General features: G+C 72.9%; 24 protein-coding genes. 17 read left to right on the top strand and 7 right to left on the bottom strand.

Annotated elements, in window-relative coordinates; genetic code table 11:
- The first annotated feature begins 81 nt into the window (after window positions 1-81).
- Window positions 82-696 (top strand): DUF4328 domain-containing protein, encoded by a 615-nt coding sequence (locus tag ACIP98_RS05735; protein ID WP_401973917.1) that lies wholly within the window; start codon window positions 82-84, stop codon window positions 694-696.
- A gap of 3 nt (window positions 697-699) precedes the next feature.
- Window positions 700-1,431 (top strand): PhzF family phenazine biosynthesis protein, encoded by a 732-nt coding sequence (locus ACIP98_RS05740; RefSeq protein ID WP_319660537.1) that lies wholly within the window; start codon window positions 700-702, stop codon window positions 1,429-1,431.
- 68 nt (window positions 1,432-1,499) lie between these two features.
- On the opposite strand, the gene ACIP98_RS05745 is transcribed toward ACIP98_RS05740, so the two are convergent.
- The 6 genes from ACIP98_RS05745 to ACIP98_RS05770 form a co-directional block, all read right to left on the bottom strand.
- Window positions 1,500-1,859 (bottom strand): nuclear transport factor 2 family protein, encoded by a 360-nt coding sequence (locus tag ACIP98_RS05745; protein WP_319660538.1) that lies wholly within the window; start codon window positions 1,857-1,859, stop codon window positions 1,500-1,502.
- Window positions 1,860-1,945: 86 nt separating this feature from the next.
- Window positions 1,946-3,556 carry a M4 family metallopeptidase gene (locus tag ACIP98_RS05750; RefSeq protein WP_401973918.1) on the bottom strand — a complete coding sequence of 537 codons (1,611 nt, stop codon included), beginning with the start codon at window positions 3,554-3,556 and terminating at the stop codon, window positions 1,946-1,948.
- Between the two features lie 390 nt (window positions 3,557-3,946).
- On the bottom strand, window positions 3,947-4,738 hold the full coding sequence (locus ACIP98_RS05755) for a crotonase/enoyl-CoA hydratase family protein (RefSeq protein WP_401973920.1): 792 nt from the start codon (window positions 4,736-4,738) through the stop codon (window positions 3,947-3,949).
- A 36-nt stretch (window positions 4,739-4,774) separates the two neighbouring features.
- On the bottom strand, window positions 4,775-5,971 hold the full coding sequence (locus ACIP98_RS05760; RefSeq protein WP_319660542.1) for an alginate lyase family protein: 1,197 nt from the start codon (window positions 5,969-5,971) through the stop codon (window positions 4,775-4,777).
- A 282-nt stretch (window positions 5,972-6,253) separates the two neighbouring features.
- Entirely contained in the window at window positions 6,254-6,691 is a 438-nt protein-coding gene (locus tag ACIP98_RS05765; RefSeq protein ID WP_319660544.1) for a subtilase-type protease inhibitor, read from the bottom strand.
- A gap of 322 nt (window positions 6,692-7,013) precedes the next feature.
- The gene (locus ACIP98_RS05770; RefSeq protein WP_401973922.1) at window positions 7,014-8,585 is read right to left on the bottom strand and encodes a cellulose binding domain-containing protein; all 1,572 of its coding nucleotides are present in this window, start codon (window positions 8,583-8,585) and stop codon (window positions 7,014-7,016) included.
- Between the two features lie 215 nt (window positions 8,586-8,800).
- Here ACIP98_RS05770 and ACIP98_RS05775 point away from each other — a divergent pair, with 215 nt between their 5' ends.
- Window positions 8,801-10,474 (top strand): enoyl-CoA hydratase-related protein, encoded by a 1,674-nt coding sequence (locus ACIP98_RS05775; RefSeq protein WP_401973924.1) that lies wholly within the window; start codon window positions 8,801-8,803, stop codon window positions 10,472-10,474.
- Window positions 10,471-10,692 carry a hypothetical protein gene (locus ACIP98_RS05780; protein ID WP_401973926.1) on the top strand — a complete coding sequence of 74 codons (222 nt, stop codon included), beginning with the start codon at window positions 10,471-10,473 and terminating at the stop codon, window positions 10,690-10,692. Before ACIP98_RS05775 ends, ACIP98_RS05780 begins: the two co-directional genes overlap by 4 nt.
- Window positions 10,693-10,832: 140 nt before the next feature.
- On the opposite strand, the gene ACIP98_RS05785 is transcribed toward ACIP98_RS05780, so the two are convergent.
- Window positions 10,833-11,570: an ATP-binding cassette domain-containing protein gene (locus ACIP98_RS05785; RefSeq protein ID WP_319660551.1), complete on the bottom strand. Its 738-nt coding sequence runs from the start codon at window positions 11,568-11,570 to the stop codon at window positions 10,833-10,835.
- A 302-nt stretch (window positions 11,571-11,872) separates the two neighbouring features.
- Between ACIP98_RS05785 and ACIP98_RS05790 the strand changes: the two genes are divergently transcribed.
- The 13 genes from ACIP98_RS05790 to hypD all read left to right on the top strand — a co-directional run bounded on the left by ACIP98_RS05790 (window position 11,873) and on the right by hypD (window position 23,828).
- The gene (locus tag ACIP98_RS05790) at window positions 11,873-12,952 is read left to right on the top strand and encodes a hydrogenase expression protein HypE (RefSeq protein WP_319660553.1); all 1,080 of its coding nucleotides are present in this window, start codon (window positions 11,873-11,875) and stop codon (window positions 12,950-12,952) included.
- A gap of 89 nt (window positions 12,953-13,041) precedes the next feature.
- Complete coding sequence (locus ACIP98_RS05795) at window positions 13,042-14,826, top strand: nickel-dependent hydrogenase large subunit (protein WP_319660555.1); 1,785 nt, start codon at window positions 13,042-13,044, stop codon at window positions 14,824-14,826.
- Complete coding sequence (locus ACIP98_RS05800; RefSeq protein WP_401973928.1) at window positions 14,823-15,344, top strand: hypothetical protein; 522 nt, start codon at window positions 14,823-14,825, stop codon at window positions 15,342-15,344. The genes ACIP98_RS05795 and ACIP98_RS05800 overlap by 4 nt, the downstream gene beginning before the upstream one ends.
- A complete protein-coding gene (locus tag ACIP98_RS05805) occupies window positions 15,341-15,982 on the top strand; it encodes a DUF5947 family protein (RefSeq protein ID WP_401973930.1) in 642 nt (213 codons plus the stop codon). Before ACIP98_RS05800 ends, ACIP98_RS05805 begins: the two co-directional genes overlap by 4 nt.
- On the top strand, window positions 15,979-16,608 hold the full coding sequence (locus ACIP98_RS05810; protein ID WP_319660559.1) for a DUF6084 family protein: 630 nt from the start codon (window positions 15,979-15,981) through the stop codon (window positions 16,606-16,608). The genes ACIP98_RS05805 and ACIP98_RS05810 overlap by 4 nt, the downstream gene beginning before the upstream one ends.
- Window positions 16,605-18,002 (top strand): hypothetical protein, encoded by a 1,398-nt coding sequence (locus ACIP98_RS05815; protein ID WP_401973932.1) that lies wholly within the window; start codon window positions 16,605-16,607, stop codon window positions 18,000-18,002. The genes ACIP98_RS05810 and ACIP98_RS05815 overlap by 4 nt, the downstream gene beginning before the upstream one ends.
- Window positions 17,999-18,556 carry a hydrogenase maturation protease gene (locus tag ACIP98_RS05820; RefSeq protein ID WP_401973934.1) on the top strand — a complete coding sequence of 186 codons (558 nt, stop codon included), beginning with the start codon at window positions 17,999-18,001 and terminating at the stop codon, window positions 18,554-18,556. The genes ACIP98_RS05815 and ACIP98_RS05820 overlap by 4 nt, the downstream gene beginning before the upstream one ends.
- A 63-nt stretch (window positions 18,557-18,619) precedes the next feature.
- Window positions 18,620-18,724 (top strand): DUF6893 family small protein, encoded by a 105-nt coding sequence (locus tag ACIP98_RS05825; RefSeq protein ID WP_384276552.1) that lies wholly within the window; start codon window positions 18,620-18,622, stop codon window positions 18,722-18,724.
- A gap of 146 nt (window positions 18,725-18,870) precedes the next feature.
- Window positions 18,871-19,287, top strand: a complete 417-nt coding sequence (locus tag ACIP98_RS05830; RefSeq protein WP_319660565.1) for a hydrogenase maturation nickel metallochaperone HypA — start codon at window positions 18,871-18,873, stop codon at window positions 19,285-19,287.
- A 5-nt stretch (window positions 19,288-19,292) separates the two neighbouring features.
- Window positions 19,293-20,000 carry a hydrogenase nickel incorporation protein HypB gene (gene hypB / locus ACIP98_RS05835; protein ID WP_319660567.1) on the top strand — a complete coding sequence of 236 codons (708 nt, stop codon included), beginning with the start codon at window positions 19,293-19,295 and terminating at the stop codon, window positions 19,998-20,000.
- Window positions 20,000-22,387 (top strand): carbamoyltransferase HypF, encoded by a 2,388-nt coding sequence (gene hypF, locus ACIP98_RS05840; RefSeq protein WP_401973936.1) that lies wholly within the window; start codon window positions 20,000-20,002, stop codon window positions 22,385-22,387. The genes hypB and hypF overlap by 1 nt, the downstream gene beginning before the upstream one ends.
- Window positions 22,387-22,707 (top strand): HypC/HybG/HupF family hydrogenase formation chaperone, encoded by a 321-nt coding sequence (locus tag ACIP98_RS05845; protein ID WP_401973938.1) that lies wholly within the window; start codon window positions 22,387-22,389, stop codon window positions 22,705-22,707. The genes hypF and ACIP98_RS05845 overlap by 1 nt, the downstream gene beginning before the upstream one ends.
- Window positions 22,704-23,828 (top strand): hydrogenase formation protein HypD, encoded by a 1,125-nt coding sequence (gene hypD / locus ACIP98_RS05850; RefSeq protein ID WP_401973940.1) that lies wholly within the window; start codon window positions 22,704-22,706, stop codon window positions 23,826-23,828. Before ACIP98_RS05845 ends, hypD begins: the two co-directional genes overlap by 4 nt.
- Window positions 23,829-23,898 lie beyond the last annotated feature (70 nt).

A 23,898-nucleotide genomic window follows, 5' to 3' on the forward strand; every position in this document is an offset into this window, starting at 1 on the left:
CGTGGCGATCAGACCCTATGATCACTCCGCCCCAGTGTCCGCTGCCCCCGCGCACGCACTTCAGAAGCAGGCCCCCCGACCATGACGTCACCACCCCCCAAGACCCCCCGGCTGCTCGCCCGGGCCGCACAGACCGCGACAGCCGCGGCCGCCGTCGCGGACGTCTTCCGCACCCTGGAATTCCGGGAACACACCGTGCCCCACACGGTGTCCCAGCAGAACGAGGCGCCGCGGGACTCGGTCCTCGGCACTCAGATCTTCATCTGGCTGATGACATTGTCGGCCCTGCTCTTCCTGGTGTGGCTCGCCAGGAGCCGGCGCAACGCGCTGGAACTGTCGCCCGAGGCGAAGCTGCCCGGTGGCGGCTGGCTGATCGGCGCGTGGTTCGTCCCCGTGGTCAACCTCTTCGTCCCGTTGCGGCACGTCCTCGCCATCGCGCGTGCGAGTTCCCCGGCGTGGGACCGCAAGCGCGACACGACGCTGGTGAGCCTCTGGTGGGCGGCCTGGCTGGGGCACGGGATCGTACTCACCACGACCTTGAAGGTCGTCCCGGAGTCCATGGCCGGCCTCGTGGTCACCGAGGTCCTCATGGCCGCCGCGGCCGTGCTGCTGATCCTCGTGATCGAGCGCATCACGGCACTCCAGTCCGCCGCGCTCGACCGCCCGGCTCCCGTCCCGTCGCCCGTCGAGGTCTGACCCATGAACTCCGGATATGACATAGTCCGCGTCTTCTGCGCACCCGACGGCGGCCTCGGCAACCGCGTCGCCGTCGTCCGCGACGAGGACGCCACCGCCAACGAGCCCGAACGGGCCACCTTCGCACGGCAGTCGGGCCTGCCCGAGACGGTCTTCGTGAACGACGCCGAGCGCGGCGTCGTCGACGTCCGCATCCCCGGCCGGCAGCTGCCCTTCGCCGGCTCGGCGTCGCTCGCCGCCGCCTGGCTGCTGGACGCCCCCGAGCTGATCACCCCCGCCGGAGTGCTGGGAGTGCGGCTCGACGGCGAGTTCAACTGGGTCGAGGCCAGCCCCGAATGGGCCAGGAAGCGCACCCTGCGCCAGTACGCCTCGCCCCGCGAGGTCGACACGCTCCCTGTGCCGGCCCCCGGCGAATGGCTCTACGCCTGGGCGTGGGAGGACGAGGCCGCCGGCCGCGTACGGGCGCGCGGCTTCCCCGGCCGTCCCGCCGGTCCCGCCGAGGTCGAGGCCTCCGGCTCGGCGGCCCTCCTGCTCACCGAGCGCCTGAACCGGGCCCTCAACATCACCCAGGGCCGGGGCTCCCAGATCCTCACCGCGCCGGCACCGCACGGGTTGGTGGAGCTCGGCGGCCGTGTCCGCCTCGACCGCGCGGTCCCCGGCACCCGCCCCCGTCCGGCCATCACCCTCGGCACCTCGCCGTCCTCCCGGCGCCGCATCCACCTGCTCGACCTGTGATTCGGGCCCCCGCCCGCGCGAGCGGGCGGGGGCGCCGTCCGTCAGGTGACCTCCGTTCAGCGACGTCCTCAGGCGACGTCCGCGCTGCCCTCGCGGTAGACCTTCGCCGAGGCGATGCGCCCGTCGCGGAGCTCGTAGAAAGCGGCGATCGGGTACGACCGCACCTCTCCGCCGTAGGTCAGGGTCTCGGTCATCTGGCAGGCTGCGCGGGCGCCTTCGGCGATCACGTCCCGCAGCTCCAGGGTGGGCAGGAGCCCGCGCATCGCCTCGTCGAAGAACCCGGTCAGCGCGGCGCGACCGCGTACGGTCGTGCCACCGGTGATCCACACGACGTCGTCGGTGAAGCCGGCCAGGAGTGCTTCCAGGTCACGGGCGTTGAAGGCCCGCAGGTGCTCGCGTACGGCAGCCGCCGCGTCGGTCGTCGTCACGCGGTCAGTGTGCCAGGACCCCGCCGGGCGGGCCTGGATCAGGCGGGTCCGGCGGGGTCCGGCGGGGTCCGGCGACGCCGCCGCGGTCAGTTGACGTTGACGGCGGACCAGGCCGCGGCCACGGCCGCGTAGTCGGTGCCGGATGCGCCGTACAGGTCGGCGGCGGCCTTGAGGGTGGCGGTGCGGGCCGCCGCGTAGTTGGTTCCGGAGGTCATGTAGACCGTCAGGGCCCGGTACCAGATCTTGCCGAGCTTGTCGTGGCCGATGCCGCTCACCGTGGAGCCGTTGCAGGTGGGGCTGTTGTAGCTGACGCCGTTGACGGTCTTGGCGCCGCTGCCCTCGGCGAGCAGGTAGGCGAAGTGGTTGGCGACGCCGGAGGAGTAGTGGACGTCGAGATTGCCGACGCCGGAGCTCCAGCAGTCGGCGGAGCTGCCGTCCTTGGAGGGCTTGTCCATGAAGCGCAGCGCCGCCTTGCCGAAGCCGGGCTTCACGATGCGTTCGCCGATGAGGTAGTCGCCGGTGTCGGAGGCGTTGCCCGCGTACCACTCCACCAGCGTGCCGAAGATGTCCGAGGTGGCCTCGTTGAGGCCGCCGGACTCGCCGGAGTAGGTGAGGGCCGCGGTACGCGAGGTGACGCCGTGCGACATCTCGTGCCCGGCGACGTCGAGGGCGACCAGCGGCCCGAAGGTGGTGCCGTCGCCGTCGCCGTAGGTCATGCAGAAGCAGCTGTCGTCCCAGAAGGCGTTGTTGTAGTTGCTGCCGTAGTGGACGCGGTTGTACGAGCCCTTGCCGTCCCCGGCTATGCCGCTGCGGCCGTGGACGGCCTTGTAGTAGTCCCAGGTCTCGTCGGTGCCGTACTGCGCGTCGACGGCGGCCGTCGCGCGGTCGGACGTGGTGCCGGTGCCCCAGTGGTTGTCGGCGTCGGTGAAGAGCACGGCGGGGGCGCGGGAGAAGCAGATCCCGAAGATGCACAGGTCCGTCTTGTTCTGCGCGTCACCGGTGTAGGTGTTGCCGCGGGTCGGGTCCTTCAACTGGTAGCTGCCGCCGCTGGGGGTCGTCTCCAGGGAGACGGTGCCCCCGTAGAGGGACGTGCCGTCGCCGGCGGCGGTCTCAAGGGCGTCCCAGGCGTCGATGCGCGCGCCGGTGCGGGCGTCGGTGACGAGCACGCGCGCGGCAGGGTTGCCGAGGCTGTCCAGGCCGACGGCGGTGGTCCGCCAGGCCAGCCGCGGCGTCCCGTGCCGCGCGTAGACGACCAGCTGCGGCTTGGCCTTGGCCTGCCGGAAGGCCGTGCCGTGGTGGGCGGAGCGCAGGGCCGCGAGGCCCTTGTCCGCGGCGGCGCCCGCCCGGACGGCGGGCGTGACGCTGGGCACGGCGAGATCGGCACGGGTGGCCCGCTGCGTGCCCTCGACGGACCCGTCGGGGGCCAGGTGGACAATCATGTCGCCGCCGAGGACCGGGAGTCCGCGGTAGGTGCGGTCGTAGCGGACGTGCTGCGCGCCGTCGGTGTCGACGACGACGTCGCGGACGGTGCGCCCCTGCCCGGCCGGCAGGCTCACCGCCGCGTCGGCGCGGGCCACGGCGGTGGCGCGCGAGGGGAGGTTCCCGTGGTCCGCCGACGCGGCCGACGGCACCAGAAGGGCCGCGGTCAGCGCGGCTGTGCCGAGCGCGGCGGCGGTCGCGGTGGCTGCGCGTCTCATTGAGTGCTGCATCCTGCTCCTCGGGTCGCGGGGACGTGCGCGGAGGCGCATGCGCGGTGGGAGGTGAAACGGAGCCAGATTTAAGTGCCCATGACATTCCGCTGTCCAGAGGGCACACACAGCCCACACACGGGAACCAGCCACCCCGCACGCCCCGGTCACGCGGGCTCCGCCGCGGCCCGTCCGGCGGAGCGGCCGACGTCCGATGTGCGCCGCTGGCCGGTGGAGGCAACCGGGGACGTCCCGATCACCGGGCCGGGCCGGGCAGCCCCGTCACCGGCGGCGGCACTCGCCCCCCGTACCGGCGACCGGGCCGACGGGCCCGCGCGGCCCCCGGGGAGACCGGCTGCTCGCCTCGCCCGTGCCGGCCCCCGGCGAAGGCACCCCGGCTCAGCGTGCCGCGGCCGGCCCGTCCTCCCCGAACGACCCGTGCCGGCCCGCACCCGCGGCGAAGCGGGCCGCGCCCTCGGCCGCCTCGGCGAGCGAGATCCGGCCGTGCCGCAGTTCCGCGGCGAGGGCCGCGCCCTCCTGGAGACCCTCGGCGTCCAGCACGGCCTGCCGGTCGTGCCGTACGCAGGTCTGCGGGAACGCCGCGATCTCCGACGCCAGCCGCTCGGCCGCCTCGCGCGCGCCGCCCGCCGGGACGACCCGGTTGACCAGGCCCATGGTGTAGGCCTCGGCCGCGTCGACCGGACGCCCCGTCAGGATGAGGTCCATCGCCCGGGAGGTCCCGATGAGCCGCGGCAGCCGCACCGTGCCGCCGTCGATCAGCGGCACCCCCCAGCGCCGGCAGAACACCCCGAGCACCGCGTCCTCCTCCGCGACCCGCAGGTCGCACCAGAGGGCGAGTTCCAGGCCGCCGGCCACCGCGTGACCGGAGATCGCCGCGATGACCGGCTTGCCCAGCCGCATCCGGGTCGGGCCCATCGGGCCGTCGCCCCCGTCCCTCACCTCGGTCACCTCGTTGCCCCGCGGGGTGCCGATGGCCTTGAGGTCGGCACCCGCGCAGAAGGTGCCACCCTCCCCCCACAGCACGGCGACCGAGGCTCCGGGATCGGCGTCGAACTCACGGAAGGCGGAGGCCAGTTCCCGTGCGGTCGGACCGTCCACGGCGTTGCGTGCCCCGGGGCGGGAGAGCACCATCGTGGTGACGGGTCCGCTGCGCTCCACACGTACGGCCATGGCCACTTCCCTCCGCCGCCGGTCACCTCTGCCGGTTCACGCGAGGTTATCCCCGTGGGTCAGCGTCTCCCAGGCCACGAACAGGTTGTTGCTGCCGGCCGGCCGCTGCGACTCGGTCAGCGCCTGGGTGTTGGTCATGGCGTAGCCGAGGCGGTTGTGGATCGCGTTGTAGCCGACCTCGGTCACCGGCCCGAGCCCGAGGTTGAGGTGCCCGCCGCACAGCCACGAGGGCACGGCCTCACCGCGCTGGTACTTCGACTGGAAGCCGAGCGCCTGCCGCAGCCGTTCGCCGACCTGCGGGTACAGGTCCTGGCCCTGGATGCGGCTGGTCTCGGCGACGTGCGAGATCGCGGAGATGCCGTATCCGGTGTGGGTGAAGTCCCGGCAGGTCTCCTGGGTCAGGCCGGTCACGAAGGTGGACTGGCCCTGCCAGTAGCCGACGATCTCGTCCCGGGTGTCGAGCCCGCTGCCGGGCACGGTCTTCGGCAGCGCGCCGTCGGTGTCCAGGTAGACGTAGGCCGCGACACGGTTGAGGTAGCGGGTGACGGCCTTGTCGTAGGAGGCCTTGTCGTCGAGGAAGACGGAGATGCCGACGGCGGCCTCCATCATGCTCAGCTCCCAGTTGCCGTTGCTCTTGGAGCCGTTGATGACCTCGGGGAGGTAGACGGTGCGCAGCATGGTGGCGAACCGGTTCACGTTCGGCCAGTTGCCGTACGAGTAGCGGATGATCTCCGCGGCCCTCGGCCACACCGAGCCGGCCCAGCCGGTCTGCAGCGGGGCGTTGCTGTTGGTGTGGTCGGTGATGGTGGCCGACCAGGCGTCCATGAGCTGGATCGCCTTCTGCGCGTACCTGCTGTCGCGGGTGATGTACCACGCCAGCGCGTTGGTGTAGGCCGCGATCGCGTCCTCGCGCTCGTCGGTGCAACCGTAGTTGGGGTTGGAGTACGAGCCGCACTCGACCACCGCGCGCGGCTTGGGGTTCCGCGACTGCGAGGCGTAGGACGACGCCATCATCTGGTCGTACGCGGCCTTCCACGGCTGCGCTCCGGCCTGGACCTTGCCGCGCACGAAGTCGAGTTGGGACTGGCTGACCAGGACACCGGGGTGCGTGAAGGCGGCCGGAGCCGCCGAGGCGCGACCGGTGCCGGGTACCGCCGACAGCAGGGCGGCGACGAGGGCCGCGCTGAGGGCGAGGACGGACTTGGACAGGATGCCGCGTGTTCTGTGGGACATGTGGGGGACGCCTTCCCAGGAGACGGCACGTTCACAAGGGTGAACAAGGGACTCACCCGTGAACGATGCGATTGACGGATGACGGTAGGACTAGACCAATGCCGCGTCAACCCCCCTTGAACCAGAGGGGATTGCCATGCCATGCCTGGGCGGGCGGACAAAAGAATCAGGGGCGGCCGACTCCGTCCCACGAGTCGGCCGCCCCTCACAGGGTTCTCCCCCACGGTGAACCCCGTGGCTTTCGGGTCACACCTTCGCCGTCACCGCCTTCTCGACGGCCCGTCAGAAGGCGAAGACACCGTGCGTGTCACTGCCGCGCAGCATGCACGCGTTGCCGAACGCGCGGCTGAAGGTGACACGACGGCCTTCCCAGACCCCGTCCGCGGTGACGACGACCGGGTCCCAGATGCGGGTGCAGTTCGCACCCGGGGAGTCGGCGGTCAGCGCCGTGAAGTCACCCTGCACCGCCCTGAGTTCCGCACAGGCGGACGCCGGGTCCGGGTGGTCGCCGTACGGGGTCGGGCTGCACCGCAGCACCACCGTGCGCTGCATCGTCGCCGTGGCCGGATCCTCGCCCTTGCCCACGGACAGCACCACGGCGGAAGGTGCGTACAGACTCGCCGCACCCGCCGGCCGCGCCTCGGCGGTGCCGGCCGCCACTCCGGCCGAACCCACCGCCGCCACCAGGGCCAGACAGGCACTCACCGCACTGAACCGCATAGCGAACACTCCTTCGGCTCTCGCTCCGGTAATCGGACGTCCCGGAGTCTTGTGCATCGGACACGTCCGCGTCACATCGCTCCGCGACTTTCAGTCACCGATTGTTCACACTGTGCACTATCCGTTGTGTCGCACTTGGGGCGGGGCTGGGCGTCCGGTGAAAGGACTCAGCGGAGCCGCGGACTGGGTGAAAGTGCCTTCACGGCCCGACACATCATCTCTACATCGGCCGGAAAGCAGCGGGCCGCCACCGCGTTTCGTACGCGATGACGGCCCGATGGAGCAATGAACGGCGCGGCCCGCGGTGGCCGCGGGCGCGGCGTCAGCCGCTGTAGCCCGCGAAGATCTTCGAGAACTCGTACGGCGACTGCGCGATGTTGGTGCACATGTAGAGCGCGCCGTTGCAGGCGTTGCGGTCCCGCGTCATCTCCCAGAAGGCCAGCATCCCGAGGTGCTTGCCCTGGGCGAAGCCGACCAGCTGCCGCGCGTCGGCCTGGTCGTAGATGTGGCCGTCGTCGTTCTGGCCGAGCATCGGCGTGACCCCGGTCATGGCCCACACCTGAGCGTCGGTCTTGCCCGGATACAGGGTCTTGAGCTGCGCGAAGGTGTTGTTGGCGGCCTGGACCGCGGCGTCGCCGTAGTCGGTGGAGCGGTAGTAGTCCATCGCCATGATGTTGACGACGTCCAGGGTGACGCCCGCGTCCCGGGCGGAGCGCACGACGGCCAGTCCGTCGTCCGTCAGCCCCTCGGGCAGCGCGGGCAGGGTCAGCGAGATCCGCAGCCCGGGGTGGGCCTGCTGCAGCCGGGCCAGCGCCTGGGAGCGGCGGGCGACGGAGGCCGGGTCGGCGGTGGCCGCGCCCTCGATGTCGAAGTCGGCGTAGGTCAGGCCGTAGGCGTTCACCACGGCGTTGTACTCGGTGTACAGCGCGTCGACCGTCCCGCACGCCTGGGCCAGTTCGATGCCGGAGGCGCCGCCGAAGGAGATCTTGACGTCACCGCCGGCCGCGCGGATGGCGTCGATCTGGTCCTTGCCCCACGCCGCGCGCGGGTCGTACGCGTTGAACCACATCGCCTTGCAGGAGGAGGCGGTGATGAAGGCCATGGTGAAGCTCTTCAGTCCGCTCGCCGAGGACATGGCGGTCAGGCTGGGCGTCGGCCAGGCACCCATGTCGACGTAGGGGGCGGTCCTGACGCCGCCGGGCGGCGGGTTGGTGCCCCCGCCGGAGGTGGTCGTCCCGCTGACGGCGGTGCTGTACGCGGAGGTGTTGCCGGCCGCGTCCTTGGCCCGCACCCGGAAGGCGTAGGCGGTGCTCGCCGAGAGCCCGGTGGCGGTGTACGAGGTACCGGTCACCGCGACGGGCGTGCCGCCGTCGCGCGAGACCTCGTAGCCGGCAACGCTGCCGGAGTCGTCCGTGGAGGCGGTCCAGCGCACGGTGAGGGACGAACTCGTCGCCGAGCCGACGGTCACACCGGACGGGACGCTGGGCGCGGTGGTGTCGTTGCCCCCACCGCCGCCGGTACAGGAGCCGCCGTTGAGCTTGCAGCCGGTGGGCGCGCCGGTGCCGGTGGAGACCCAGCCGAAGGCGGCGGTCGCGCCGGGGGCCAGAGTGCCGTTGTAGTCGCGGTTCTTGAAGGTGTAGTGGCTGCCGCTCTGGGTGAGCAGCGTGTCCCAGTAGGAGCCGACGGAGGTACCGGAGGGCAGGTCGAATTCGACGGTCCATCCGCTGAGCGTGGTGGTGCCGCCGTTGGTGATCGTGTACTGCCCCTGGTAACCGGTGTCCCAGGTCGACGTCTTCACGAAGGCCGCGGTCGGGGTGGCCGCGGCGGCGGGCGGGGCGAGGAGCAGGACGAGCGCTCCGACGAGCGCGGTGACCAGGGCCAGAGTTCTTCGCATCCATGCCTCCACAGGCGGGAACAGGCGCAGATTTGGTCTGTACCAAAGCATCTGGTATAGACCTATCGACTTGATGCGTCCGCGTCAATAGCCGGTTCTGGCCGATCGGGTGACGCCCCGGCCGGGCCGCACCGGGCGGCGGCCGCCCGGCGGGCATCATCGGCTGCGAAGAGTCCTGGCGCTCCCCGACCGTGCCGGGTGGCCGGGAGGTACAGATGCACATCCTGTTGGTGGCTTCGGCGTTCAACAGCCTGACCCAGCGCGCCCTGGTGGAACTCACCGAACTGGGTCACAGCGTCGCCGTCGAGGTGACCCCGGACGGCGCAGCGGTGCGCGCGGCGGTGGCCCGGTACGAGCCGGAACTCGTCCTCGCGCCGATGCTCAAGGCGGCGATCCCGCCGGACGTCTGCGCCGCCCGCACCTGCCTGGTCGTCCACCCCGGACCGCCCGGCGACCGGGGCCCCGCCTCGCTGGACCGGGCGATCCAGGAGGGCGCCGCCGAGTGGGGCGTGACGGTCCTCCAGGCGGAGGCCGAGATGGACGCCGGGGCGGTCTGGGCCTCCGTGGGCTGCGCCGTTCCGCCCGTCGGCAAGAGCGACCTGTACCGCGGCGAGATCTCCGACGCCGCCATGGAGGCCGTTCTGCTGGCGGTCGACCGCGTCGCCTCCGGCGCCTACCTCCCGAGGCCGCAGACCGACGCGGCGGTCCGCCCGCACATCCGCGCCCGGCCGGCCGTCACCCAGGACGAGCGGCGCGTCGACTGGGCCCACGACACCACCGGGACCGTCCTGCGCAAGCTCCGCGCCGCCGACTCCCGGCCCGGCGTGCTGGACGAACTGCTCGGCGCCCGCTGGTTCCTGCACGGCGGCCACCCCGAGCAGCGGCTGCGCGGCGAGCCCGGGCGGCTGCTGGCCACCCGGGCGGGCGCGGTGTGCCGGGCGACGTCGGACGGCGCGGTGTGGATCCCGCGGCTGCGGGCCCGCCGCACCCCCGGCGGCCCGGGCACCTTCGCCCTGCCCGCGGTCACCGCGCTCGGCGCACTGCTGCCGGACCTCCCCGAGGTCCCCGCCCGGGACGCGGACGAGGACGACTGGGCCGACATCCGCTACCGCGAGCAGGGGGCCGCGGGTGTGCTCTCGTTCTCGATCCCGGGCGGCGCCATGTCCACCGACGTCTGCCGCCGCCTGCTGACGGCATACCGGCGCGCCTGCGCCCGGCCCACCTCGGTGCTGGTGCTGGGCGGTGGCCGGGACGTGTTCTCCAACGGCATCGACCTCAAGACGATCGAGGCCGCCGCGGACCCCGCCGCGGAGTCCTGGGCCAACATCACGGCCATGAACGACCTCGTCGAGGCGGTCCTCACCACCACCGACCGCCTCGTCGTCGCCGCGCTGGGCGGCAACGCGGGCGCCGGCGGCGTGATGCTCGCCCTCGCCGCGGACGAGGTCTGGTGCCGCCAGGGCGTGGTGCTCAACCCGCACTACCGCCTGATGGGCCTGTACGGATCGGAGTACTGGACCTACTCCCTGCCCCGCCGTGTCGGAACCGGCACGGCGCGACGGCTCACCGAACGGGCCATGCCGGTCGGCGCCACGGAGGCGATGCGGCTCGGCCTGGTGGACCGGCTGCTGATGTGCGGACCACGGGACTTCGCCGCCGATGTGCGCCGGCTGGCCGCCCGCCTGGCCGGCACCGCCGCCGCCCAGGCCCGCATCGCCGCCAAGAAGGCCGACCTCGAACGCCGCGAGGCGGTCCAGCCCCTGTCCGCCTACCGCGACGCCGAGCTCGCCCGCATGCGCGCCACCTTCTCCGACCCCGAGGCCCCCTACCACGCCCTGCGCGCCGCCTTCGTCCGCAGCCGTCCCTCCCCCGGATGCGGCACGGCGTGAGGAGCTATCGCTTCAGCCTCGAGAAGGTCGGCGGTACCTTCACCAGCACGCTCACGACGGTCAACGGCAACCCTGGACTCGTCCTGCGCCTCGACGGCGTGATCGACGGCTTCATGGCCGTACGCGTCGAGAACGGCCGGGTCACCGGGCTCTACTACGTCCGCAACCCCGAGGAGCTCACCTGCATCGAGTCCGAGACACCCCTCACCTCCCGCTGACCGCCCGAGCTGCCGGCCTCGGACCCCGGCGTTCCCCTCTCCGCTCATGTCGACCGCCGGACGCGTGGTCGGTCGGAGCGGTGAAGGCCCTGGGCGCGCGGCGTGTATGTCAGTGGACCCCGCCGTCCTGCCGGCGCCTCTCACCCCCGCAGCGTCAACGCGGTGTAGGCGGCTTCCGCATGGCGGGGGTCCGGGGTGTCCGCGGGGGCCTGGGCGAGGAAGTGGTGCGGGGTGCCGTCGAAGCGGATGCGCCCCTCGGAGAGCACGGTGACGCGGTCGGCCTCTCCGGCCAGGTCCGCCACGTCGTGGGTCGACATCAGGACGCTGAGACCGCCGGCGCCCAAGGCGGCACCCAGCATGTCGCGGAAGACGCGCCGCTGGGTGGGGTCCATGCCCGCCGTCGGCTCGTCCAGGAGCAGGACCCGGGAGTCGTGCACCAGGGCGGCGGCGACTCCGACGCGGCGCAGTTGACCTCCGGAGAGGTTCTTCACCCGGTCCCCCGCTTGGTCCTGGAGGCCCACCCTGGAGAGCGCGTCCAGCGCACGGTCCCAGGCGTCCCCGCGGTTCATGCCCTTCAACCAGCCCGTGTAGGCGACCTGCTCCCTGGCGGTCAGCCCCGCCATGGGGGTGACCTGCTGTGGCATCCACGAGACGCGCCGACGGTATTCGCGCGCCGTCGAAGCGATCGCGTCCCAGGAGATGCGGCCGGACTGCGGCCGGATCACGGAGGCCCCGAGTCGCAGGAGCGTGGACTTTCCGGCGCCGTTCGGCCCGAGGAGGACGGTGAGGCCTTCCTGAAGCTCGTACGAGAAGTCCGCCAGCACCGGCCGGTTGCGGCGCTTGTAGCGGTAGGTGCAGTCGGTGAACGTGAGGCTCATGGGCGCTGTCCTTGCCGAGTCGTCGTGCAGTGGTCGAGTCCGGCGCCGAGGAGCAGGGCAGCCACGGCGGCGACCGCGGCGGTGAACGATCGCCCCCGGGGTCACCCGGGAGAACTCCCCCACGCACCGGAGTGCCTCCATGCCGGGCCACGCAAGCGTTCACAGAGGCCGCCCAGCGAACCGGACCGAAAAACAGATCACCGGATTGGCCCCCTTCAACATCCCGCTCCGGCGAGCCAGTCGCTATCAAGGGGAGGAGATGCCGTTATGTGGCATTTGCCGCTCTCTGAGGAGGCATCCCCATGGATGCGACTGCTGCGACCACGAACGCCGCCGCCCCCACCCCGGCCGACGACGAGGCGCCGATCCACATTCTCTGGATCAACGCCGGGCTCAGCTGCGACGGCGACTCCGTGTCGCTCACCGCCGCGACGCTGCCCAGCATCGAGGAGATCGCCCTCGGCGGGCTCCCCGGCCTGCCGAAGATCGCCGTGCACTGGCCGCTGATCGACTTCGAGTGCGGTCCGGTCCAGGGCGCCGACAACTTCATCGAGTGGTTCTTCAAGGCCGAGCGCGGCGAGATCGACCCCTTCGTGCTGGTCGTCGAGGGGTCCATCCCCAATGAGTCGATCAAGGCCGAGGGCTACTGGTGCGGTTTCGGCGACAACCCGGAGACGGGCCAGCCGATCACCACCAGCGAGTGGATCGACCGCCTGGCGCCCAAGGCCCTGGCCGTGGTCGCCATCGGCACCTGCGCCACGTACGGCGGCATCCACGCCATGGAGGGCAACCCGACCGGCGCCATGGGCGTGCCCGACTACCTGGGCTGGGAGTGGAAGTCCAAGGCGGGCATCCCGATCGTCTGCGTGCCCGGGTGCCCGATCCAGCCGGACAACTTCGCGGAGACGCTGACGTACCTGCTCTACCAGGCGGCCGGCTCCGCGCCGATGATCCCGCTGGACGACAAGCTGCGCCCGGCCTGGCTGTTCGGCGCGACCGTCCACGAGGGCTGCGACCGGGCCGGCTACTACGAGCAGGGCCAGTTCGCCGACCGCTACGACTCCCCGCAGTGCCTGGTGAAGATCGGCTGCTGGGGCCCGGTGGTCAAGTGCAACGTCCCCAAGCGCGGCTGGATGGACGGCGTCGGCGGCTGCCCCAACGTCGGCGGCATCTGCATCGCGTGCACCATGCCGGGCTTCCCGGACATGTTCATGCCGTTCATGGACGAACCGCCCGGCGCACGGCTGTCCAGCACCGCCAGCGGCGTGTACGGCGCGGCGATCCGCAGGCTCCGCTCCATGACGGCCAAGACCGTCGACCACGAGCCCAAGTGGCGCCACACCGGCCGCAAGCTCACCACCGGTTACAAGGCGCCCTGGTGACCCCAGGGCACCGCACCGGCCACCGACCCCGGCACTGACCCCGGCCGCCGACCCCGGCCTCCCCCGCTTGACGAAGGGCACGCAGAACCATGGCTCCGAAGACGAAGACGGCCGGAGACGGCAGTGGCCTGATGGAGATGTCCTGGGATCCGATCACCCGGATCGTGGGCAGCCTCGGCATCCACACGAAGATCGACTTCAAGCAGAAGCGGGTCGCCGAGTGCTACAGCACCTCGTCGGTCTTCCGCGGCTACAGCGTCTTCATGCGGGGCAAGGACCCGCGCGACGCGCACTTCATCACCAGCCGCATCTGCGGCATCTGCGGTGACAACCACGCGACCTGCTCGGTGTACGCGCAGAACATGGCGTACGGCGTCAAGCCGCCGCACCTCGGCGAGTGGATCATCAACCTCGGCGAGGCCGCGGAGTTCATGTTCGACCACAACATCTTCCAGGAGAACCTGGTCGGGGTCGACTACTGCGAGAAGATGGTCCGCGAGACCAACCCGGGCGTCCTGGAGCTGGCCGAGCGCACCGAGGCGCCGCACGCCGCGGAGCACGGCTACCGCACCATCGCGGACATCATGCGCTCGCTCAACCCGCTGGAGGGCGAGTTCTACCGCGAGGCGCTCCAAGTGAGCCGCTACACGCGGGAGATGTTCTGCCTGATGGAGGGCCGGCACGTCCACCCCTCCACGCTGTACGCAGGCGGCGTCGGCACCATCGCGTCGGTCCAGCTGTTCACCGACTACCTCACCCGGCTGATGCGGTACGTCGAATTCATGAAGCGGGTCGTGCCGCTCCACGACGACCTCTTCGACTTCTTCTACGAGGCCCTGCCCGGCTACGAGGAGGTCGGCCGCCGCCGCATCATGCTCGGCTGCTGGGGCGCCTTCAACGACCCGGAGTACTGCGACTTCACCTACGCCAACATGACCGACTGGGGCCGGCGGATGTTCGTCTCCCCCGGCATCGTCGTGGACGGCAAGCTGGTCACCAACGACCTGACGAACATCAACCTCGGCATCCGGATCCTCCTGGGCAGCTCGTACTACCAGGACTGGGAGGGCCAGGAGCAGTTCGTCACGCACGACCCGCTCGGCAACCCGGTCGACCCGCGCCACCCGTGGAACCAGCACACCATCCCGGCGCCGCAGAAGCGGGACTTCGACGACAAGTACAGCTGGGTCATGTCGCCGCGCTGGTTCGACGGCCAGGAGCACCTGGCCCTCGACACCGGCGGCGGCCCGCTGGCCCGCCTGTGGTCGACGGCGCTCAACGGGCTGGTCGACATCGGCTATGTGAAGGCCACCGGGCACAGTGTGGTCATCAACCTGCCCAAGACGCTGACCAAGCCGGAGACCACCTTCGAGTGGAAGATCCCGCAGTGGAGCAACGCCCTGGAGCGCAACCGGGCACGGACCTACTTCCAGGCCTACGCCGCCGCCTGCGCCCTGCACTTCACGGAGAAGGCGCTGGAGGAGGTCCGCGCGGGCCGCACCCAGACCTGGGAGAAGTTCGAGGTCCCCGAGGAGAGCATCGGCGTGGGCTTCACCGAGGCGGTGCGCGGCGTGCTCTCGCACCACATGGTGATCCGCGGCGGCAAGATCGCCAACTACCACCCGTACCCGCCCACGCCCTGGAACGCGAGCGTGCGCGACACCTACGGCACGCCCGGCCCCTACGAGGACGCGGTGCAGAACACCCCGATCTTCGAGGAGAACTCCCCGGAGAACTTCAAGGGCATCGACATCATGCGCGCCGTGCGCAGCTTCGACCCCTGTCTGCCGTGCGGTGTCCACATGTACGTCGGCGGCGGCCGCACCGTGGAGAAGCTGCACGTCCCCACCGGCCTGAGCGGCATGGCCGGATGAGCGCGGAGCGGACCGCGCGGCGGATCGAGGAGATCCTGGACGGCCTCGCCGCCTCGGGCGACGGCGAGGCCGCGGCCGCCGCCGAGGAACTGGTGCGCACGCTCATGGAGTTCTACGGGGCGGGCCTGGCCCGCGCCGTGGAACTCCTGGAGAAGCGCGGCACCGACCCCATGGCCGCGCTGCTGGCGGACGAGGTGGTGGCGGGCCTGCTCGTCCTGCACGACCTGCACCCCGAGGACACCCTCACGCGGGCCGGGCGCGCGGTCCACGCCGCCCGGGCCGGCACCTCGGTGGACATCGAGCACTTCGACCCCGACAGCGGCACGCTGCGGCTGGCCGCCCGCGAGGGCGGCGGCTGCGGCTGCCCGAGCACCATGGACGCCACCCGGCAGCGCATCGAGGCCGCGCTGTCCTGCTGGGCGCCCGAGGTGACCGCGGTCGAGCTGCCGCATGCCGGTCCCGCCGCGCGGGAACCCGCCCTGCTCCAGATCGGCACCCGCCCGCCGGGGGCGCCGTGAACCCGCAGTCCCCACCCGCGGCGGGGCTGCGCCGCTTCGTCGCCCCGCGCCCGGCCGCACCCGAACGGTGCGAGCTGTGCGGGGAGACGCTGACCGGTCCCCACCGGCACCTGGTGGACGTCGGCCGGCGCGCGCTGGCGTGCGCCTGCACGCCCTGCTCGCTGCTCTTCGACCGGCCGGGCGCCGGCGGCGGCCGTTTCGCCTCCGTGCCCGACCGCTATCTCTCCGACCCCGGCTCGGTGCCGGACGCCGTGGCCTGGCAGCGGCTGCGCATCCCGGTGTCGGTGGCCTTCTTCTTCCACAACGCCTCCCTCGACCGGCCCGTCGTGCTCTACCCCAGCCCGGCGGGCGCCACCGAGAGCGACGTGGACCCGGGCACCTGGGAGGCCGTGTTCGGCGACTCGCCACTGGCGCGCGCGCTGCGACCGGATGTGGAGACGCTGCTGGTGCGCCGCGAGGGCGACGGCGGCGAGTGCTACCTGACGCCGGTCGACCGCGCGTACGAACTGGTCGGCCGGCTGCGGCTGACCTGGCAGGGCTTCGACGGCGGGCCCGGGGCGCGCGCCGAGCTCGCCGCCTTCTTCGACGACCTACGACAGCGGGCGGCCGCCGTGCCGCGGGAAGGGAACCGGTCGTGACCGACCTGGGCTTCACGTGCACGGGCGTACGGGCCGATCCGTACGCCGCCGGACCGACGCTCGTCTTCCGGCTGCGGATCACCGCCTCCGGCGGGGAGCGGGTGCACGCGATCGCACTGCGCTGCCAGTTGCGCATCGAGCCGGCACAGCGCGGGTACACACCGGCCGAGGCCGAGGGCCTGGACGACCTGTTCGGCGGGCCCGAACGCTGGGGCACCACGCTGCAACCGCTCCAGTTCGCCCAGGTGCCGGTGATGGTGCCCGGCTTCACCGGCGAGGTCGAGGTCGATCTGCCGGTGCCGTGCACCTACGACATGGACATCGCCTCCGCCAAGTACTTCGACGCACTGGAGGAGGGCGAGGCACCGCTGCTGATGCTGTTCTCCGGCACCGCCTTCCTCGGACCCGGCGGATTCCAGGTGCTGCCCGTGCCCTGGCACAAGGAGGCCACGTGCCGCCTTCCGGTGGCGGTGTGGCGGGAGACGATCGACGCGCACTTCCCCGGCTGCGGCTGGATCCGGCTGCCGCGCGGCTCCATGGACGCGTTGCGGTCCTTCCGCAGCCGGCACGCGCTGCCGTCCTGGGAGGCCACCGTGGAGGCCCTGCTCGCCGGAGCGGCACGGTGACGGCCGGCGCCGCGGAGGCGGCGGGGACCGCGGGGACGGCCGAACGCTTCGGCACCGCCCGCAAGGTGGCCGACGCCGTGCTCTTCGAGGGCTACGTCCTCTACCCGTACCGGGCGTCGTCGGCGAAGAACCGCATGCGCTGGCAGTTCGGCGTGCTCGTGCCCCCGGCGTGGGCGGCCGCGTCGGGCGAACCCGCCGCGCAGCGCACGGAACTCCTCATGGAGCCGCGCGCGGACGCCGTGCTCCACGCCGAGCTGCGCTTCCTGCACGCCCAGCGGCGCACCGTCCGGCGCCTGCTGCCCGACGGGTCGTACCAGCCGGTGGAGGCGCTGGAACTGCCCGACCGGGTCCTGGTGCCCTGGGACGAGGGGTTCGAAGAGCGCGTCGAACTGAAGGCCGGCGTGGCCGAGTTGACCGCGGGCGGCATTACACTCCCGTTCACCCTGCCCGCGGCCGAGACCACCGAGCCGGTCGAGGGCGAGGGCGGCGCGCCTGTCGGCGCGGTCGTCCGGCGCCGCGAGGCGCTGGAAGGCGTGGTCCGGATCTCCGCGGAGGAACTGCCGGGCCCCTACCGGGTCCTGCGGCTGACCGCCGTCGTGGAGAACACCGGCCCGGGCACCGCGAACCGGCGCGAGGACGCCCTCGCGCACTCGCTGGTGTCGGCACACCTGATGCTCGGGCTGACCGCGGGCTCGTTCGTCTCCATGACCGATCCGCCGCAGTGGGCGCGCGGAGCCGTCGCGGAGTGCCGCAACGAGCAGACGTGGCCGGTGCTGGCGGGCGACGACGGTGCCGCCGACGTGGTGCTGTCCTCCCCCATCATCCTGGAGGACCATCCGCGCATCGCCCCGGAGAGCGCCGGCGCGATGTACGACGCCACCGAGATCGACGAGATCCTGGCCCTGCGCACCGCCGCCCTCACCGACGAGGAGAAGCGGCACGCCAGGGGCACCGACGACCGCGCCGCCGCCGTCATCGACCTGGCGGAGACCATGCCGCCGGAGGTGATGGAGCGTCTGCACGGGGCCGTACGGGCGCTGCGCGAGGTCACCGGGCCGGACCCGGTGCCGTCCGTGACCGCGCCGGACACGCCCTGGTGGGACCCGGGCGCCGACGCCTCGGTGGACCCGGCGCGCGACCGCGTGGTGATCGAGGGCGCGTCCGTCGGCGCGGGCAGCCGGGTCGTGCTGCGCCCCGGCAAGCGGCGCACCGACGCCCAGGACCTGTTCCTGCACGGGCGCGGGGCGCTGGTGGAGGCGGTGCTGCACGACGTGGACGGCGGGGTGCACCTCGCGGTCACCGTGATCGGCGACCCGGGCGCGGAACTCCGGCGCCAGCAGGGGCGGTTCCTGTACTTCCAGCCCGACGAACTGGCCCCGGCGGAGGAGGCGTGAGCGGCGGGGGCGTGAGCGGCGGCGTGCTGGTCGCCGGCATCGGCAACATCTTCCTGGGCGACGACGGCTTCGGCGTCGAGGTCGTACGGCGGCTGGCCGGGCACCCGCTGCCGGAGGGCGCCGAGCTCACCGACACCGGCGTCCGCGGGGTGCACCTGGCGTACCGGCTGCTGGACGGCTACCGCTGCGTGGTCCTGGTCGACGCCGTGCCGGGGGGCGAGCCGCCCGGCACCCTGCGGCTGATCGAGGTGCCGCCGCAGCCGGCGGCCGACCCCGCGCAGCCGCCGGTCGTCGACGGCCACCGCATGACGCCGGACGCCGTCCTGGCCCTGCTGGACACCCTCAGCGCCGGCACGGGCGCGGGCAGCCGTCCCACGCGCGTGCTGGTCGTGGGCTGCGAACCGGCCTGCCTGGACGAGGGCATCGGCCTCAGCGCACCCGTCGCCGCCGCCGTGGACGAGGCCGTGGGCCTCGTGCTCCGGGTCGTCGGGGAGGAGTGCGCGCGGGCCGGAAGTCCGCGTACGGCGAGCGGTCCCGCGGCTCGTCCGCGGTGAGCGGATCCGGCCGAGCAGACCCCACCACGCAAACAGCGGAACCAACAGAAAGGAGCACCCGCCATGTGGAAGATCGCCCTCGGCGCGGTGGGGGCGGCCGCGGCCGTCCTCGCCATGTCCCGCGTCCTGCCCGACGTGAAGCGCTACATGCACATTCGGTCCATGTGAGGCCGAACGGGTACCCGCCGCCGGGCCGGCGGCGTGGCGGGCGGGGGGCCCGCCACGACCGGCCTCTAATGGAGCCGCGCGAGCCGGGGGTACCGCCGGGCGGCAGCCGGTGGCCCGGCCGGCGCCCCACACCGGAGATGAGACCGATGCACGAGATGTCCATCGCGATGGCGGTGGTGGAGCAGGTCGAGCAGGCCGCCGCCCGCCTGGCGGCCGACGGCGCCGTCCCGCCCGCCGTGCGGGAGGTCCGGCTGGAGGTGGGCGAACTCGCCGGCGTGCTGCCCGACTCCCTGTCCTTCTGCTTCGACCTCGCCTGCTCCGGCACCGTCCTGGAGGGCTCGTCCCTGACGGCCGGGACCGTGCCGGGCCGGGCCCGGTGCGCCCCCTGCGACCACGAGTGGCCGACCGGGATGCCCCCGCAGCTGGGCTGCCCCCGCTGCGGCGCGGGCGCGTCGGAGCTGCTGTCCGGTCGCGAACTGCGCATCACCGAAGTGCGGTGGGCCGAGCCGGTCCCACCCGGCCCGCCCGTCCCGCTGTCCGCACCACTCGCCGAGGAGCGCTGAACGCCATGTGCAAAGTCACCGACCTGCAGCAGTCCGTGCTCGCCAGGAACGACCACGGCGCCGCGCACCTGCGTGAGGACCTCGCCGCGCGCGGGACCGTCATGGTGAACCTGCTGTCCAGCCCCGGGAGCGGCAAGACCGCCCTCCTGGAGGCGGAACTGAGCCTGGCCCGCGGGCGCGGCGTGCCGGTCGCCGCGCTCACCGCCGACCTCGCCACCGAGAACGACGCGCTGCGCCTGGGCCGTTCGGGCGCGCCGGTGCGGCAGGTGCTGACCGACGGGCTGTGCCATCTGGAGTCCCGGATGGTGCGCTCGCACGTCGACGACTGGCTGCCCGGGGACACCCACCTGCTGTTCGTGGAGAACGTCGGCAACCTGGTGTGCCCGGCCTCCTACGATCTCGGCGAGTCGCTGCGCGTGGTCCTCGCCTCGGTCACCGAGGGCGAGGACAAGCCGCTGAAGTACCCCAGCGCCTTCGGACTGGCGCAGCTGGTCCTGATCACCAAGTACGACATCGCGGCGGCCGTGGACTTCGACGAGGGGGCGTTCCTCGCCAACGTCGCCCAGGTGAACCCGGGGGTCGAGGTGGTCCGCACCTCGGTGCGCGACGGTGAGGGCGTGGGTGTGCTGCTGGAGCGGGCGCTCGCGGTGCACGCCGGGGCCGCCGTCCACCGGCCCGTGATGGCGCGCACCGCCGTGGGGCACGGGCACTGATGGCCGGCCGGCCGGCCCCGGCGGCCGACGCCGCCGCGCAGCGCCGCAGGGTGCTGGTGAGGGGCGTGGTGCAAGGGGTCGGCTTCCGCCCGTTCGTCTTCGGACTGGCCCGGGAACTCGGTCTTTCGGGGCACGTCGGCAACACCGGTGAGGGCGTGGTCGCCGAGGTCGAGGGCGCCCCGGCGGCCGTCGCCGCCTTCTGCGTCCGCATCGGCACCGACGCCCCGCCGCTGGCGGTGGTCGAGTCCGTCTCGCACGCCGCGGTACCGCTCGCCGGTGGCTCGGACTTCGCCATCGCGCCCTCACGGGCGGGCGGGGGCGCCGCGCGGACACTGGTCTCCCCCGACACCGCGACCTGCGGGGCCTGCCTGGCGGAGCTCCGCGACCGGGGCGACCGCCGCTTCCGCCACCCGTTCATCACCTGCACGCACTGCGGGCCGCGCTTCACGATCGTGACCGCACTGCCCTACGACCGGGCGAACACCACGATGGCCCGGTTCCCGATGTGCGGGGCCTGCCGGGCGGAGTACGAGGACCCGGGCGACCGGCGCTTCCACGCGCAGCCGGTGTCCTGCCACGACTGCGGTCCGCGGCTGCGGCTGCTGGTGCGGCGCGGGCGCGGCACGGTGGAGGCGGCGGCGCACGATCCGCTCGGCGGCGCGCGACGGCTGCTCGCGGACGGCGCGATCCTCGCCGTGAAGGGGCTCGGCGGCTACCACCTGGCCTGCGACGCGGCGAACGACACGAGCGTACGGCTGCTGCGGACGCGCAAGAACCGGGGCGACAAGCCGTTCGCCCTGATGGCCCGGGACCTCGCGGACGTGACGCGACTGGCCCATGTGGACGCCGCGGAGCGGACGTTGCTGGCCGGGGCCCGGCGCCCCGTCGTGCTGCTGCGGCGGCGGCCCGGTACCGGCGGTGTGGCGCCGGCCGTCGCGCCGCGGGTCGCCGACCTCGGCGTCATGCTGCCGTACACCCCGGTGCACCATCTGCTGCTGGGACTGCCCGGCGACCCGCCGGGTCCCCGGCTGCTGGTGATGACCAGCGGCAACCTGGGCGGCGAACCCATCGTCACGGACGACGAGGACGCCCTGCGCCGGCTCGCGGGGCTCGCCGACGCGTGGCTCACGCACGACCGGCCGATCCATGTGCCCTGCGACGACTCGGTGGTGCGGATCTGCGACGGCGGTGAACTCCCGGTACGGCGCTCGCGCGGTTACGCGCCCTTCCCGGTGCCGCTGCCGGTGTCCGTGCTCCCGGCGCTCGCCGTCGGCGGCGACCTGAAGAACACCTTCTGTGTGGGCGAGGGGCGGCACGCCTGGATGTCGGCGCACGTCGGTGACATGGACGACCTGGAGACGCTGACCGCCTTCGGCGCCGCGGAACGGCAGCTGGAGGACATCACCGGCGTGCGGCCGGTCCTGCTGGCCGCCGACCGGCACCCGGGCTACCGGTCGCTGGGCTGGGCTCGCCGCGCGGCGGGCGGGCGTCCGCTGCGCCAGGTGCAGCACCACCACGCGCACGTCGCCGCGGCGATGGCCGAGGCGGGGCTCGACGGTACCGCGCCGGTGCTCGGTATCGCCTTCGACGGCACCGGCCACGGCGACGACGGCGCCGTCTGGGGCGGGGAGTTCCTGGTCGCCGACTACGACGGCTTCCGGCGCGCGGCCCATCTCGCCTACGTGCCGCTGCCGGGCGGGGACGCCGCGGTCCGCAGGCCCTACCGCATGGCGCTGGCGCACCTGTGGGCGGCCGGTCTGCCCTGGACGGCCGGCCTGCCGTGCGTGGCAGCCTGCCCGCAGGACGAACTCCGCCTCTTGGCGACGCAGTTGGAACGCGGCCTGGCCTGCGTCCCCACCTCCAGCATGGGCCGGCTCTTCGACGCGGTCTCCGCGCTGGCCGGGGTCTGCCAGGAGGCCGGGTACGAGGCGCAGGCGGCCGTCGAGCTGGAGGCCGCCGCGGTCGCCGCCGGCGAACTGCCCTTGCGGGGTTACGCGTTCGCGCTGCGTCCCGGCGGCGGTGCGGACGGCGCCACCGCCTGCGACGCGGGCCCGGTGCTCGCGGGCGTCGTCGCGGACCTGGGCCGCGGCGTGCCGGCGGGCGTCGTGGCGGGCCGCTTCCACCGTGCCGTGGCCGACCTCGTGCTCCGGGTGTGCGCCGCCGTACGCGACCGCGACGGCGTCGCGACGGTCGCCCTGAGCGGCGGCGTCTTCGCCAACGCGCTGCTGTCCGCCGCCTGCGCGGGCGCGCTGCGCGCGGACGGCTTCGAGGTCCTGCTCCACCGCCTGGTGCCGCCGAACGACGGCGGCCTGGCGCTCGGCCAACTCGTCGCCGCGGCCCGCGGCGACGGCCCGCGGACCCCCCACCCAGAGCGAGGAGACAGCTGATGTGCCTGGCGGTACCCGGCAAGGTGCTGGAGATCGAGGAACGTGACGGGACAAGGATGGCGACCGTCGACTTCGGCGGCGTGATCAAGGACGTGTGCCTGGAGTACCTGCCCGACCTCCAGGTCGGCGAGTACGCCATCGTCCACGTCGGCTTCGCGCTGCAGCGCCTGGACGAGGAGTCGGCGCGGCAGACGCTCGCCCTCTTCGGCAACCTGGGCCTGCTGGAGGAGGAGTTCGGCGACCCGTGGCAGCAGGCGGCGGCCGAGGCGGGCACCACCCCGTCCGGGACGGCCACAGCGGGGGTGGAGGCGGACCGGTGAAGTACATCGAGGAGTTCCAGGACCCCGCACTGGCCAAGCGGCTGCTGGACGACATCCGCGCCACCGTGACCCGGCGCTGGGCGCTGATGGAGGTCTGCGGCGGCCAGACCCACACCATCATCCGGCACGGCATCGACCAGTTGCTGCCCGAGGAGGTCGAGCTCATCCACGGGCCCGGCTGCCCGGTCTGCGTGACGCCGCTGGAGGTCATCGACAAGGCCCTGGAGATCGCCTCCCGGCCCGAAGTGATCTTCTGCTCCTTCGGCGACATGCTGCGCGTGCCCGGCACCGGCCGCGACCTGTTCCGGGTGCGCAGCGAGGGCGGCGACGTGCGGGTGGTCTACTCCCCGCTCGACGCGCTGCGGATCGCCCGGGAGAACCCCGACCGACAGGTGGTGTTCTTCGGCATCGGCTTCGAGACCACCGCCCCGCCCAACGCCATGACGGTGTACCAGGCGCGCAGGCTCGGCATCCGCAACTTCAGCCTGCTGGTCTCGCACGTCCGGGTGCCCCCCGCGATCGAGGCGATCATGCGGTCGCCGGACGTGCGGGTGCAGGCGTTCCTGGCCGCCGGGCACGTGTGCAGCGTGATGGGGACTGAGGAGTACCCGGAGCTGGCGGACGGCTTCGGCGTGCCCATCGTCGTCACCGGCTTCGAGCCGCTGGACATCCTGGAGGGGGTGCGCCGCACCGTGCGCCAGCTGGAGCGCGGCGAGCACACCGTCGAGAACGCCTACCCGCGCGCCGTCCGCCCCGAGGGCAACGCGGCGGCCAAGGCGATGCTCGCGGACGTCTTCGAGGTCACCGACCGGGCGTGGCGCGGCATCGGGGTCATCCCGGACAGCGGCTGGCGGCTCTCCCCGCGCTACCGGGAGTTCGACGCGGAGCACCGCTTCGAGGTCACCGGCATCACCACCCGGGAGCCGGCCGCCTGCCGCAGCGGCGAGGTGCTGCAGGGCCTGATCAAGCCGCACGAGTGCGAGGCGTTCGGCACCGCCTGCACCCCCCGCAATCCGCTGGGCGCCACGATGGTCTCCAGCGAGGGGGCCTGTGCCGCCTACTACCTCTACCGCCGGCTCGGCGGCACCAGCGCACCTCTGGAGGCGAGCCCCGTTGGCTGAGACCGCTGACACCCTTGCGGCACCGGACTTCTCCGGCTGGACCTGCCCCGCGCCGCTGCGCGACCAGCCC

The organism is Streptomyces sp. NPDC088354 (assembly GCF_044753585.1).
In the GTDB taxonomy this organism is placed as follows: domain Bacteria; phylum Actinomycetota; class Actinomycetes; order Streptomycetales; family Streptomycetaceae; genus Actinacidiphila.

Bases quoted from the DNA above. Each gene is read 5' to 3' on its own strand.
- ACIP98_RS05760 (WP_319660542.1), bottom strand. From the start codon at position 5,971: ATGTCCCACAGAACACGCGGCATCCTGTCCAAGTCCGTCCTCGCCCTC.
- ACIP98_RS05750 (WP_401973918.1), bottom strand. From the start codon at position 3,556: ATGAGACGCGCAGCCACCGCGACCGCCGCCGCGCTCGGCACAGCCGCG.
- ACIP98_RS05790 (WP_319660553.1), top strand. From the start codon at position 11,873: ATGGATGCGACTGCTGCGACCACGAACGCCGCCGCCCCCACCCCGGCC.
- ACIP98_RS05755 (WP_401973920.1), bottom strand. From the start codon at position 4,738: ATGGCCGTACGTGTGGAGCGCAGCGGACCCGTCACCACGATGGTGCTC.
- hypB (WP_319660567.1), top strand. From the start codon at position 19,293: ATGTGCAAAGTCACCGACCTGCAGCAGTCCGTGCTCGCCAGGAACGAC.
- ACIP98_RS05775 (WP_401973924.1), top strand. From the start codon at position 8,801: ATGCACATCCTGTTGGTGGCTTCGGCGTTCAACAGCCTGACCCAGCGC.
- ACIP98_RS05795 (WP_319660555.1), top strand. From the start codon at position 13,042: ATGGCTCCGAAGACGAAGACGGCCGGAGACGGCAGTGGCCTGATGGAG.
- ACIP98_RS05785 (WP_319660551.1), bottom strand. From the start codon at position 11,570: ATGAGCCTCACGTTCACCGACTGCACCTACCGCTACAAGCGCCGCAAC.
- ACIP98_RS05800 (WP_401973928.1), top strand. From the start codon at position 14,823: ATGAGCGCGGAGCGGACCGCGCGGCGGATCGAGGAGATCCTGGACGGC.
- ACIP98_RS05735 (WP_401973917.1), top strand. From the start codon at position 82: ATGACGTCACCACCCCCCAAGACCCCCCGGCTGCTCGCCCGGGCCGCA.
- ACIP98_RS05825 (WP_384276552.1), top strand. From the start codon at position 18,620: ATGTGGAAGATCGCCCTCGGCGCGGTGGGGGCGGCCGCGGCCGTCCTC.
- ACIP98_RS05740 (WP_319660537.1), top strand. From the start codon at position 700: ATGAACTCCGGATATGACATAGTCCGCGTCTTCTGCGCACCCGACGGC.
- ACIP98_RS05830 (WP_319660565.1), top strand. From the start codon at position 18,871: ATGCACGAGATGTCCATCGCGATGGCGGTGGTGGAGCAGGTCGAGCAG.
- ACIP98_RS05765 (WP_319660544.1), bottom strand. From the start codon at position 6,691: ATGCGGTTCAGTGCGGTGAGTGCCTGTCTGGCCCTGGTGGCGGCGGTG.
- ACIP98_RS05770 (WP_401973922.1), bottom strand. From the start codon at position 8,585: ATGCGAAGAACTCTGGCCCTGGTCACCGCGCTCGTCGGAGCGCTCGTC.
- ACIP98_RS05845 (WP_401973938.1), top strand. From the start codon at position 22,387: ATGTGCCTGGCGGTACCCGGCAAGGTGCTGGAGATCGAGGAACGTGAC.
- hypF (WP_401973936.1), top strand. From the start codon at position 20,000: ATGGCCGGCCGGCCGGCCCCGGCGGCCGACGCCGCCGCGCAGCGCCGC.